Source organism: Bacillus sp. FSL K6-3431 (assembly GCF_038002605.1).
Taxonomy (GTDB): Bacteria; Bacillota; Bacilli; order Bacillales; family Bacillaceae_C; genus Lederbergia.
This window is the reverse complement of the sequence record NZ_JBBOCT010000001.1, coordinates 2,588,273-2,600,941: the sequence shown is the minus strand read 5'-3', so window position 1 is coordinate 2,600,941 and position 12,669 is coordinate 2,588,273. Positions and strand designations below refer to the sequence as shown.

General features: G+C 37.9%; 10 protein-coding genes and 1 pseudogene. 7 read left to right on the top strand and 4 right to left on the bottom strand.

Features of this window, described 5'->3' with window-relative positions; genetic code table 11:
- Window positions 1-17 precede the first annotated feature (17 nt).
- Genes lsrF through MHB53_RS12945 form a run of 4 tightly spaced genes read right to left on the bottom strand, consistent with a single transcriptional unit; the run spans window position 18 to window position 3,709 of the window.
- Window positions 18-809, bottom strand: a complete 792-nt coding sequence (lsrF, locus tag MHB53_RS12960; RefSeq protein WP_340918940.1) for a 3-hydroxy-5-phosphonooxypentane-2,4-dione thiolase — start codon at window positions 807-809, stop codon at window positions 18-20.
- Window positions 806-1,180: a cupin domain-containing protein gene (locus MHB53_RS12955; protein WP_340918937.1), complete on the bottom strand. Its 375-nt coding sequence runs from the start codon at window positions 1,178-1,180 to the stop codon at window positions 806-808. The genes lsrF and MHB53_RS12955 overlap by 4 nt, the downstream gene beginning before the upstream one ends.
- Window positions 1,181-1,203: 23 nt before the next feature.
- Complete coding sequence (gene lsrK, locus MHB53_RS12950; RefSeq protein ID WP_340918935.1) at window positions 1,204-2,763, bottom strand: autoinducer-2 kinase; 1,560 nt, start codon at window positions 2,761-2,763, stop codon at window positions 1,204-1,206.
- Window positions 2,741-3,709, bottom strand: coding sequence for a sugar-binding transcriptional regulator (locus MHB53_RS12945; RefSeq protein WP_340918933.1), 969 nt, complete (start codon window positions 3,707-3,709; stop codon window positions 2,741-2,743). Before MHB53_RS12945 ends, lsrK begins: the two co-directional genes overlap by 23 nt.
- A 320-nt stretch (window positions 3,710-4,029) precedes the next feature.
- Here MHB53_RS12945 and MHB53_RS12940 point away from each other — a divergent pair, with 320 nt between their 5' ends.
- From MHB53_RS12940 to MHB53_RS12910, 7 genes and pseudogenes are all read left to right on the top strand, one after another.
- Window positions 4,030-5,502: a sugar ABC transporter ATP-binding protein gene (locus MHB53_RS12940; protein WP_340924685.1), complete on the top strand. Its 1,473-nt coding sequence runs from the start codon at window positions 4,030-4,032 to the stop codon at window positions 5,500-5,502.
- A pseudogene (locus MHB53_RS12935) lies at window positions 5,502-6,422 on the top strand (ABC transporter permease subunit); the annotation flags it as partial. The gene MHB53_RS12940 and the pseudogene MHB53_RS12935, both read left to right, overlap by 1 nt.
- A 106-nt stretch (window positions 6,423-6,528) precedes the next feature.
- On the top strand, window positions 6,529-7,530 hold the full coding sequence (locus MHB53_RS12930; RefSeq protein WP_340924682.1) for an ABC transporter permease: 1,002 nt from the start codon (window positions 6,529-6,531) through the stop codon (window positions 7,528-7,530).
- 71 nt (window positions 7,531-7,601) lie between these two features.
- On the top strand, window positions 7,602-8,630 hold the full coding sequence (lsrB, locus tag MHB53_RS12925; RefSeq protein ID WP_340924679.1) for an autoinducer 2 ABC transporter substrate-binding protein LsrB: 1,029 nt from the start codon (window positions 7,602-7,604) through the stop codon (window positions 8,628-8,630).
- An 890-nt stretch (window positions 8,631-9,520) separates the two neighbouring features.
- Entirely contained in the window at window positions 9,521-10,942 is a 1,422-nt protein-coding gene (locus MHB53_RS12920) for a glycoside hydrolase family 76 protein (protein WP_340918930.1), read from the top strand.
- Window positions 10,943-11,098: 156 nt separating this feature from the next.
- A complete protein-coding gene (locus MHB53_RS12915; RefSeq protein ID WP_340918927.1) occupies window positions 11,099-11,506 on the top strand; it encodes a VOC family protein in 408 nt (135 codons plus the stop codon).
- A gap of 29 nt (window positions 11,507-11,535) precedes the next feature.
- Complete coding sequence (locus MHB53_RS12910) at window positions 11,536-12,534, top strand: Gfo/Idh/MocA family protein (RefSeq protein ID WP_340918925.1); 999 nt, start codon at window positions 11,536-11,538, stop codon at window positions 12,532-12,534.
- Window positions 12,535-12,669: the final 135 nt, after the last annotated feature.

The window sequence follows — 12,669 nt, the reverse complement described above, 5'->3', positions numbered from 1 at the left end:
CTCCCTAATTTGTTGATTTAAGCTTTCACCTGTGCCGTAGATTCGTATAATTCAACTGCTTCATTTACTGAGTAATTTTTTTTAACGATGGAATGTATGGCTTTAATCATTGCTGTAGGTTGGGAAGATTGCCAAATATTTCGTCCCATGTCAACGCCTGCTGCGCCTTGTTCCATCGCATGATGAGTGATTTCCAATGCTTCGCGAATGGTATCAAATTTTGGCCCGCCTGCAATGACAATAGGAACTGGACATGTACTCGTTACTTTTTCAAAGTCATCGCAATAATAAGTTTTGACGATATCTGCCCCCATTTCAGCGACCACTCGTGAAGCGAGAGCCAAAAAACGTGCATCTCGTTTATCGAGTTCCTTACCAACGGCTGTAATACCTAAAACAGGAAGGCCATAGTCGTGTGCTTCAGTGACAACATGGGCTAAATTTGTGATCGTTTGGGTTTCATATGCAGAGCCAACGAAAACTGAAACACCTACACCTACGACATTATGTTTGATGGCCTCTTTAACGGAAGTTACAATTGTCTCATTCGCTAAATCGTTTCCGACAACTGTGGGTCCTCCTGATACGCGAAGTACCATTGGAAGTTCAGTGTCTTCAGGAATAGCAGCAGCCAATGTTCCTCTTGTTAAATAGAGTGAATCCGTATATGGCAATAATTCTTTTACTGTTTCACCTGGTTTTTCTAGTCCAGTAATAGGTCCTAAGAAGTAACCATGATCAATAGCTAGCATGACGGCTCTGCCGTTTGGCAAAATTTTATTCAGACGATTTTTAAATCCCCAACTCATTGTGCGTCCACCCCTTTTTCAATAATAGGTTTATCAATAACAACAGAGTCATTTTCAGAGATATGTGGTGATTTAATGAAAACAGCTTTAAAGTTCTCGGTCGAATTATTGATAAGATAGTGCGTATCACCAGGACTGCATTGAATCATATCACCTTGTTTAGCGGGATATCTCTTCTTATTAATATAGAAATCTATCGAACCTTCTAAAATATAAAAAGCTTCTTCGCATGTTGTATGATAGTGGTTTGGGAAGTCTTGACCAGGCTTTAGCACAACAACACCAATATCGACATTTGGTCCTTTTGTTAAATATTTAGGTCCGTTATCACCAAAACGATATTCGAAGTCCAGTTCATTCACTTTCTTCATACATTCACCTCCCTTCAAATTTTTTATAAGCCTGGAGCCTTCCACATATGGGTTGTCATGCCATTATCCGCTAAGCGCAATTGCTCGTTGTATAATTTTCGCCAGTTCTTATAAATATGAAGGTACTGCTCGTGATTGGCTATGTTTGGGAAATAAGTGTGCTCCCATTGAACGACTGAATGTACGGCCTCATGTATATTGGAATACAAACCTGCCCCGATTCCAGCGAATAATGCTGTGCCTAAGGCGGCAGCCTCTTTCACCACGGGTACTTTCACAGGTACGCCGAGCACATCTGCCAATGTCTGACACCAAAGTTTTCCTTTAGAGGCGCCGCCCGCAAAAATGACCTCTGTTGGAAAAAAGTCTATGGCTTCTTGAATGAGTTGTAAATTACCTAAGGTGATCAATGCTGCATTTTCTTGGAGTGATTTGAACATTTGCTTCTTGCCTGATAGCTGAGGGTCTAGACTAAGGTTGATAAAGGATGGGGAAGCGTGTCGCCATGAAATATAATTCATAACGTCTGAAAATATAGGCATAATTCCGTTGGAACCAATAGGGACATCTACAGCTTTTTCTTCTAGAATTTCATAGGCATCTCGTCCGGTTAAAATGGCTTCTTCTTTTTCGCTTTCGCAGAAAGCATCGCGAAACCATCTCATGACAAGACCAGGGAAAAAGGCAATCGTTTCTATTTGCCAAAGATTTGGGACAGCATGGCAGTTAACACGAATCCGGCCCTTTGGGTCTGTGATGGGTGAGTTGATATTTACTTCCTGTTGCCAGAATGAACCACCTGAAATAACAGTTTGATGATTTTCCACAGCTCCGACTCCAACGGAAGCCATTTGAGCATCTCCACCTCCAGAAACAACAACTGTATTCGGTGAAAGTCCAGTTATGATAGCGCTGTCAATTGTGATGGAGCCAATGATTGTTCCAGCTTCCTGTACTTTAGGAAAAAGACCACTCTTAATTCCGCATAAGTCCGTTGTAGCTGAAGTCCAGTTTCTTTTCTTTAAATCAAAAATACCAGTCGTACATCCGTTTGATGGATCAACCTTTAGTTGACCTGATAATTTATACAAAATCCAATCGTTAATCATCGATATTGATGCTGCTTTTTTATACAAGTCTGGTTTAAAATTTTTTAACCATAAAAGTCGAGGCAGAGCGCCAAGTGCGAATGTTTGCCCAGAGATATTATATATTTGTTGTTCGAGATCTGCATTTAAAGATTTAAGATATTTGACTTCAGCAGAAGCCCTGGCATCCACATTTGCACATGCCCATATCTCATTTCCATCTGTATCATATAAAACGAATCCTTCGCGCATGCTTGTAGCACTAACTGCTTTAATATTATTAGGATCGACTTTGGTTTCAAATAAAAGGGATGTTATGCAGTTTACGATGATATCCCAGTTTTTATTGTAGTCAAAATCCATGGATCCTGCGTAATTTTTATCCGCCAAATGACTCCATTCAACTTGTTTGACGCCAACTTGGTTACCGGTGGTGTCAAAAAGTACTGCTCTAACACTACCGGTACCTGCATCAAATGCTAGGATATAATTCATTATTATGTCCCACCTCCATTTTTAGTAATGAAGCAGCTGTCAGTTCGTCTGTTATCAATGTGTGTAAATAGTTTCCTTTTAATGCTCCATAAATAGCTTCTATCTTTTTTTCACCTCCGGCTACAGCAATTACATTCTCCAAATGCTTTAAAGTAGAGAGCTTTGTACCTATTAATCTTGAGTGGTGAGGTAAATTCAGTATTTCTCCATCCTTATTAAAGAACTGCCCTAAAATATCTCCGACTGCGTTTTTTTGTTTAATAGAAGTAAGTTCGTTTATAGTCATCTTTTCTTCAAGAACGATCGTTGCATCTGGAGTTATTCCACCGATTCCTATTACGATAAATTTAGATAGCATTGCAAGATCCAGAATTTCTCTAACGGAAGGTTCATTTAAAAACTTATTTGCCATTTCCTCGGTTGATGCTAAAAAAGGAGTGGGAATGACATGGATTTTTTGAAATTTCCCAATTCCACTGTTACCTGAATTGCTATTGGGAAAATAGTAATTTACACCTCCGGTCAACGTAACTGCCGATAAATCGCTATCAGTTTCTATAGAAAGATGTTCAATCGTATCTGAAACTGCTTTTCCCCATCCGAAACCGACTAGATCGAATTTTTGTAGATTATTTTGTAAGTATTGTGCTGCCGCCTTTGCTAAAGTGACGCTTATCGCATTCTTGTTTACAGGGGATGGTACAACAAATGCATTAGGAAGTGAGAAAGTGGATTTTAGATCTTTTTCAATACCTAAACAATTTGCTCCATGACCTTTTATATGAAATTGAACAATACCTTCTGCACGAGCTTTTTCTAAGAGGCGAACAACTTTGTTTCGGGACAAGCCCAAAATTTCAGTTATTTCATTTTGAGTTAAATTTTCTTTATAGTAATACCAAGCTACTTTTATTAACAAATTTTCTGTAAAAATATCCTCGCTCATAACGGGCCACCTTTCGACATTTATCTACGTTGCAAACATTTGTTTAACCTAAGGCGATTATAGCACCCGTTTTTTTACAAATCAACTATTTTTTTAAAACAATAAACATTCTGATAAATAGGTTATTGACTATTGATTGCATATGTTTTATGCTTTATGTAATTCAATTACAGATAAAAAAAGGAAACGAACAAAAAAATAACTAGTGGTCAAATGTTCACCTATTTACCAATGTAAGCGTTTTAATTTAAACTCATTTATATTAGGTGGTGAAATAATTGAGCAGTGCGGCAGATATTTATTTATTGGAAATTCAGCAGATGTATAAACAGTTTTCGGGAAATCCAGTTTTAAAAGGGGTAGATATCAGTCTTAAGGCAGGGGAGGTATATGCAGTTGTTGGGGGGAATGGAGCAGGTAAATCAACTTTAATGAAGATTATTACCGGTTTATATAAACCTGATAGTGGTGTAATGAAAATTAGGGGACAACAAGCTTCTTTCTCAAATACAAACGACGCGCATATTCACGGGATTTATCTTGTTCCACAGGAACCGCTCATCTTTCCCAATATGACAGTAGAAGAAAATATTACAATTGGACTTTTAGAAGACAGTGCAACATTACGAAAGAAAATGGACGCCATTATAAAACGATTAGGCTGGAAGTTAAATCTTCAAAAAAATGCACATTCCCTCGCGATTGCTGAACAACAACTTGTTGAAATTATTAGAGGATTGGTGAGAGAGGCAGGTATACTCATTCTCGATGAACCAACATCTACCTTGACTTTTGGGGAAATTGAATCTTTGTTTAAAACCATTAGGCAGTTAACCTCAGAAGGGATTGGTGTATTTTATATAACCCATCGTTTCCCGGAAATTTTTACGTTAGCAGATCATGTTGCTGTTTTAAGAGATGGTGTCATTTCAGCGCAAGGCCCGATTGCGGAATTTTCATATGAAAGGTTAATTGAAGGACTGGTTCCTGAAAATAGTTCTGTAGATCATTCATTCATAGAGGAAGAGAAATCAGCTTTTATACGTAATGATTCCATTCGTCCTGCACTGGAAGTTTCAAAATTAAGTGGAAGGCGCTTTACCAATATATCCTTTCAGATCTACCCTGGTGAAATCCTTGGCATTGCTGGAGTGGTAGGTGCGGGAAGGACCGAATTAGCAGAAACAGTTTTTGGATTAGCGTCTATTGAAGAAGGGGCAGTATATTTAGGAGAAAAAAAGATAAATAAACTTTCTGTTCGAGAGCGTATTGCCAATGGACTTGTATATGTTCCTGAAGACCGTCACACACATGGGATTTTTTCCATTACTTCTATTAAAAAGAATATCACTTCAACCATCCTGCACAGGCTTCAAGGTCTATTTTTACCTTTCCGAGAAGAAAAAGAAATTTCATTACAGTATGTTGCAGATTTGAAAATAAAAACAACAAGTATCGATCAAGAATTAAAAAATTTATCAGGTGGAAATCAACAAAAGGTTGTCTTATCCAAATGTTTAGCAGCCAGGCCAAACGTGATTATGTTAGATGAACCTACTCGTGGTATTGATGCGAATGCACGTAAAGATATATACAAAATCATCCAAAGGTTAAAGTCAAAGGGAATCGCTGTATTACTTATTTCTTCCGATATTGAAGAAATACAACAACTTAGTGATAAAGTCATTGTTATGCATGAAGGAAACGTTGTGAAGACATTAGAGAAAAGTGAGATCACGATAGATGAAATCACTACATTTGCTTTTGGAGTGAAAGAAGAGGTGAGCGTGTAATGCCATTATTTATCCGCCTTCTCAAAGTTCGTGAGCTTTCTATTCTCATTTTTATGATCTTATTTTTCTTTTTCGTAGGTTCCATTAACCACGAATTTATCGCAGGCGATACTATTTCATTATTAGTAAAGGCCAGTGTCATTCTGCTTATTATGGCGGTTGGACAATCGTTTGTACTTTTTACATCGAATATAGATGTTTCTGTAGGATCGATCATGGGTTTATCAGCAGCTGTTTGTGGCGTACTGCTTACAAGCAATATACATGTAGGTTTCGTTATTATTGCCGTCTTGCTCGTTGGTGCGATTGTAGGTTTGGTAAATGGAATTGGTGTTTCCTATTTAAAGGTGCCTTCCATTATTATGACGCTTGGGATGTTGGGCATCATTCGGGGAGTTATGTTGATTTATACGGAAGGAATGTGGATTGAGGATATTCCGAACTATTATAAGAAACTATCTACATTTAAATTAATGGGCGTTTCTTTAACAGTATGGGTGACAGTTGTTATTCTCATCAGTGCGCACCTTTATTTAACAAGAACAAAATTTGGGAGATACTTTTATGCTGTTGGGGACAATGAAGATGGAGCTAGATTAGTAGGTTTACCGGTAGAAAAAGTAAAAGTGTTAGCGTTTATATTTTCAGGTGTTTCAGCATCTATCGCCGGACTTGTCTTTGTGATGAATATAGGGTTTGTACCAAATCAAACAGGGAGTGGTCTTGAATTACAAGTAATTGCTGCAGCGGTCCTTGGTGGTGTTAGTTTAACCGGTGGACTTGGAAGTGTTTTAGGTGCAGGGGTGGGGGCTGTTTTCTTTACAGTAATAAATAATTCCTTAGTTTACCTGAAGATTCCTGCCTATTGGAATAATGCTATTTCAGGCTTATTGTTACTTTTGATTGTAGTGGGCGATTCAAAGTTTCAATATTATTTACTCAATCATTCATTTCGTAAAAAGAAATCTACCAAAGTGGAGGTCTTGGATGTGGGCGTGAAAGGAGATGTAGATAATGACCAACAAAATAAAGCTGCTACTTAAATGGGAGTTTGCGCTATTCGTGTTTCTATTCATTCAAATCATTTTGTTTGGTCAAATTTCTCCTAGTTTCCTTGACGTCAATAATCTTCTATATAGTATGAATGATTTTATCTATATCGCACTAGCTGCTATTCCGATGACTTTTGTAATTATAACCGGAGGCATTGATGTTTCGACTGGATCGGTCATGGGGCTTTCTTCTATTACTATTGGCGTACTCTGGATGAATGGAATGAATATTTGGTTGGCGCTAGTCATTACCCTGATGGTTGCTGCTTTAGCTGGAATGGTAAATGGATTATTGATCGCGCTAACGAATGTTCAACCGTTAGTTGTAACTTTAGGGGGAATGTTTTTATTTTCCGGGATTGCTTTAGTTATATCTGGTGGTTCATCTGGGTATGAAGGGATAAGTGGCTTTCCTGCTTCGTTCGTAGAACTAGCAAACGGACAATTACTTGGGATTCCAAATCCGATTTGGATATTAGTAGGTTGTATTTTGTTGTTTGGGGGTTTACTTCACTTGACCCGTTATGGTCGTAACGTGTTCTTAGTGGGGATTAATATAAAAGCTGCCCGTTACACAGGAGTCCGTACTAAATGGACGGTTATGAGTACGTATATGTTATCGGGATTTGGAGGTGGTTTGAGTGGTGTAATACTTACTTCCTACTTCAGTTCCGCACGTTCTGATTTAGGGACAGAGGCTGTATTGCCAGTAATTACAGCAGTTGTACTTGGAGGAACGAGTATATTTGGAGGTAAAGGAAGTGTAGTAGGAACCGCGATTGCGAGTATTGTCATTGGCATGATGCAGTATGGTTTACAAATGGCTGGCATGTCGAGTCAACAAACAAGTGTAGTTATTGGGGCCTTGCTAATTGTGGCTGTTTTATTGAGAAGTACCAATTGGACTAAGTTATCTCATCACCTAAGTGTCTACCTAAAGAAGAAAAGCGCTAGTCCGTCTACTTTTAGAAAATAAAGGGGGAGCCAATCATGAGTAAGATAAGACTCGTTTTTCTATTTTTGTTAGTTGTCGTCATGGCGGGTGCGATGCTAGGTTGTACAAATGGGGAAAAGTCGGAGAAAGCAGGTTCTAAAGAGAAGGGTTCTAGTGCAGATGCCAAAAAAGAGAATGCTAAATTAGCATTTATTCCAAAACTAGTTGGTGTAGGATTCTTTACCTCTGGTGGTCAAGGCGCGAAAGAAATGGCTGACTCGCTTGATGTTGAATTTAAATATGATGGTCCAACAGAAGCTTCTGTTGCAGGGCAAGTTCAATTTATCAATAATTTCGTTAACCAAGGCTACGATGCCTTGATGATTTCCTCTGTATCTGTTGATGGTTTAAGTCAATCTTTGAAAAGAGCGAAAGACCGTGGTGTTAAAATTTTGACATGGGACTCAGATGTGAATCCTGAAGACCGTTCATTTTATATCAATCAAGGAACACCAGAACAATTAGCGGAACTATTAATAAAGATGACTTCTGATCAAATCGGTGATACTGGTAAGATTGCCTTTTTCTACTCAAGCCCTACCGTAACAGATCAAAATCAATGGGTAACAGTAGCAAAAGAAATCATTGCTGAAAAATATCCAGGATGGGAAATTGTTACAACGCAATATGGCGAAAATGATGCGCAAAAATCCCTTTCTGTTGGTGAAAGTATATTGAAAACATATCCTGATATCGATGCGATTATTTGTCCAGATGCAACAGCCTTACCTGCAATGGCTCAAGCTACGGAAAATCTAGACAAAGCCGGCGATGTGGTGATTACTGGATTCTCAACTCCAAACGTTATGAGAGATTATGTCAAACGTGATACTGTTGAACAATTTGGATTATGGGATGTAAAAAAACAAGGAGCCCTTGCTGCATATGTAGCTTATCTCATGACAGTGGAAGGAAAAGAATTAAAAGTCGGAGATGAATTTGATGTGCCAGATATTGGGAAAGTCAAAATTGAACCAAACTCCATCCAAGGATATGAATATGAAGCCGAAGATAGCGGAATCATCCTTTTACCAGAACGAGTCGTATTTACAAAAGATAATATAGATGAGTATGATTTTTAATCTTATTTAATAAGTACCTTCATTTATTAGGTGTTTGGAATGGCAGTAATTAGGCATGAAACTTATAACAAGTTTTATGCCTGTTTTTGAGTATAGTTTTGCAAGTCCCATAGTGATCTGTTCATTTCATAAAAATCACAAGTAGTGAGGATAGTTTTGGAGTCTCGTTAAACTTCCAAATTAGTCTTTTGAGGAAACCTAGTATCTGATGTAATGAAGGAATGGCATTGTGGATTGATGTTTCCGCAAAAAAGGCAGGTTTTATAGCCCATCACCCTAAGCGATGAACAGAAATTTACTGTTCGATATTGTTTGCTGTCCACTCAAGTAAGTTTACGAGCCACTCACAGAAAATACTGTCCACTCGAGTGAGTTTGCAAGCCACTCACGGAAATACTGTCCACTCAAGAGAGTTTACAAGCCGCTCACAGAAAATACTGTCCACTCAAGTAAGTTAGCAAGCTGCTCGCAGAAAAATTTACTGATTATACAGTAAAAGAGAATAGTATTTAATAGAATTGGAATGTGAGTACCCTAAAACATATTTTTGGGTACTCTTTTCGTTCGAAAAAATATATGAATATCAGGAATAAGAAACATTCTGAATATTATTGACATATTGATATCTATTAATATACCATTATGCTATATCGGATATATCCGATGGCGTATTGTACGCTTATATCAATGTAGTAGAAGCACTAACGAATGGGGTAATCGATCATTGAGGGGTTTACAGCTCTTCTATATGTAGTAGTAGAGATATTGTATGGCTCAGCTCATAAAGGTTACTCTATTATGTATGCGCTTACTATAGGGAGGTGGGGTGGTAGCGTTTTGGTTCCCTGTGAAGAAGGTAATTTTTAAAAAAAATTAGGAGGTTATTAAAAATGAAGAAAAAGGTAATTTCATTTTCAATCATTATTTTATTCCTGCTTGGAGGCTCTACGTTTGCAGAAGGAGCGATAAATGGGCAACATTCTGATACAGAGGAGAGTGTATTAAATTCCAATTCTACGGAGTGGGGAGCGAAAGCTGAGCAAGCACAAGCTTCCTTGTACGATAATTATTGGAATGAAGAAACAAACATGTTCAACAATGCTTACAAATGTGTTAACTGTAATGGTCAATTCCATTATTGGTGGCAAGCGCATGCGATCGATACACTCATCGATGCCTACGAGCGTACTGGAGAGGATGTGCACATCAACAGGGCAACAGCGTTGTATGACAGTATAATACAAAAAAATAATGGTATAACGAATAACTTTTATGATGATATGTTATGGATGGGAATGGCTTTGCTTCGTCTTTATGAGCACACAAATGACCAAGAACACGCCAATGCGGTATTTACATTATGGGAAGATATTAAACATGGTTGGAGTGAAGAATTTGGTGGGGGTATAGCTTGGAATAAATCCCAGTTGGATTACAAGAACACACCGTCCAATGCTCCAGCTGTGATTCTTGCTGCACGTTTATATCAACAATTTGGAAATTCAAATGATTTGGAATGGGCTAAAAAAATCTATGAATGGCAAAAATCTACACTCGTTGATTCACAAACCGGTTTTGTATGGGATGGCATTAATCGAACCGGCGATGGAAGTATAGATAAAAATTGGGAATTTACCTATAACCAAGGGGTGTATATTGGTGCATCCATAGAATTATACCGGGCTACAAAAAAGCCGGAGTATTTCGAAGCTGCGTTACAGACAGCGGATACCGGGGTTAATAGATTAGTAGGAAATCACACTACCAATATTTTAAAAGATGAAGGCAGCGGAGATGGCGGACTCTTTAAAGGTGTATTTATTCGCTATCTTGGGGGATTGGTTGAAGAAGATCCAACACAAGAGAAGTTAGTAAACTTTATTTTGAATAATGCGGATAGTGCTTGGGAACATACAAAGTCCGAGGATGAGATTCTGTTTGGTTCTTCATGGGAAAGGACTCCGACGCTTAACAATGATTTGAGTACTAATTTAAGTGGTGTTATGTTAATGGAGCAAGCAGCGAAAGTAGAGAATAATATTGCGGTACCATCTTTTTCATTATTACATCAGCAATTGAATGAATACGTAAATGTGGGTGATGTTAAAGGGCCGCTCGTGTCCATATTAAATAATAGTCTTAAGCAGGTTGAACATCATCTAAACAAAGGAAAAGTAAATCAAGCAAAAAAACACTTAGAAAAATTCCGTAAACATTTGGCTAATGATGCACACGATAAACACATCTCTGATCAAGCGAAGGAAAAGTTAATAAAAGGTGCGGATCTTCTAATAGAAGATTGGACTAAATAAAATAGGGTATAAAAGGTATAAAGATTCTAAATAGACAACTATGAGATACTGAACTAATTATTAGTGAATCTATATATACAAAAAGTAATAATTTAATATGTAAGCGTCACCTTGTAGCAAAGCGGTATGTTATATATTATGAAATGGGGTTTTACTATGATTAAAGGAATTGGACATTTGGCCTTTACCGTGGATGACATGGATAAATCATTACATTTCTATTGCGAAATTCTTGGTTTTAAAAAGTTATTCGAATTAAACACTGCGGATAATGAACCTTGGATTGTTTATCTGAAAGTGTGCGAAGGCCAATTTATTGAATTATTTTATGGTGGAAGTGAGAACGTAACGATGGATGATACTACTATAGGATATTCACATTTATGTTTAGAAGTTATTGATATTAATGAGATTGCTAATCATATTAAAAGTCATGGGTTAATTTTAGATGTTGAACCAAAGCAAGGGTTGGACTTTAACCATCAATGCTGGGTAAAAGACCCTGACGGTAATCGAATTGAATTCATGCAAATGCACCCTGATTCACCTCAAATGAAAAGCTAATACTATATAATAATGACAGAGGTGATCAAATGAAGTCGTTATTAAAAAAAGTTAGATGGGGAATTATTGGCTGTGGTAATGTCACAGAAGTGAAAAGTGGACCTGCTTTTAACAAGATAGCCAATTCAGAGTTAGTTGCTGTCATGCGGAGGAATGGAGAGCTTGCGCGAGATTATGCCGAGCGCCATGATGTACCGAAATGGTATGATGACGCGGAAAAGCTAATTCGTGATTCTGAGGTGGATGCGATATACATTGCAACTCCGCCTGCCTTTCATAAGGAATATACAATAAAAGCTGCAGCAGCGGGAAAACCAGTCTATGTGGAGAAACCGATGGCATTAAACCATGAAGAATGCCGTGAAATGATCCAAGCATGTGAAATGGCAGAAGTGCCACTTTATGTCGCTTATTATCGTCGTGCATTACCAAGGTTTTTAAAATTGAAGGAAATTATTGATAGTGGGGTATTAGGCGATATCCGCTTCGTAACTACTAGGCACTTTAGGGCATCGGGAGAGGATGTAGACCCATTTAATATTCCGTGGAGATTTCAGCCTGATCTATCAGGTGGAGGATTATTTTTTGATGTTGCTAGCCATACACTCGATATTCTTGATTTTCTACTTGGACCAATCAAGGAAGCAAAAGGTTTTGCATCTAATCACAGTGGAAATTACAAGGTGGAGGATATTGTCACGGCAACGTATCTATTTGAATCAGGCGCGCATGGTACCGGAACATGGTGCTTTTCAGCCTGCGAAAATGTGGATGTAAATGAAATCGTGGGAAGTAAAGGAAAAGTCACCTTTTCTACTTTTGGTGATGGGCCTATTCAAATGATATCCGCCCAAGGTAATGAACAATGGGCAATTGAGAATCCAGTTCATATTCAACAGCCATTGATAGAAACAATTGTTGGCGACCTACTTGGAACTGGAGAATGTCAGAGTGTAGGTAAAACTGCAGCACGAACGAATTGGGTAATGGATGAGTTGGTAAAAGAATATTACGCAAAAATAGAGTAACTATACTATCTTTCTAATTTAGTATTTTAATGAATAAAACAACGCTTAGAGCCGTAAGAGGTTCTGAGCGTTGTTTTATTATTATCGGGATACAAACGGTTTATGGCTCATATCCCAAATATTATGTGCATTATC

Coding starts and splice junctions, on each gene's coding strand:
- MHB53_RS12910 (WP_340918925.1), top strand. CDS start 11,536: ATGAAGTCGTTATTAAAAAAAGTTAGATGGGGAATTATTGGCTGTGGT.
- MHB53_RS12920 (WP_340918930.1), top strand. CDS start 9,521: ATGAAGAAAAAGGTAATTTCATTTTCAATCATTATTTTATTCCTGCTT.
- lsrK (WP_340918935.1), bottom strand. CDS start 2,763: ATGAATTATATCCTAGCATTTGATGCAGGTACCGGTAGTGTTAGAGCA.
- MHB53_RS12955 (WP_340918937.1), bottom strand. CDS start 1,180: ATGAAGAAAGTGAATGAACTGGACTTCGAATATCGTTTTGGTGATAAC.
- MHB53_RS12915 (WP_340918927.1), top strand. CDS start 11,099: ATGATTAAAGGAATTGGACATTTGGCCTTTACCGTGGATGACATGGAT.
- MHB53_RS12940 (WP_340924685.1), top strand. CDS start 4,030: ATGTATAAACAGTTTTCGGGAAATCCAGTTTTAAAAGGGGTAGATATC.
- MHB53_RS12945 (WP_340918933.1), bottom strand. CDS start 3,709: ATGAGCGAGGATATTTTTACAGAAAATTTGTTAATAAAAGTAGCTTGG.
- lsrB (WP_340924679.1), top strand. CDS start 7,602: ATGCTAGGTTGTACAAATGGGGAAAAGTCGGAGAAAGCAGGTTCTAAA.
- lsrF (WP_340918940.1), bottom strand. CDS start 809: ATGAGTTGGGGATTTAAAAATCGTCTGAATAAAATTTTGCCAAACGGC.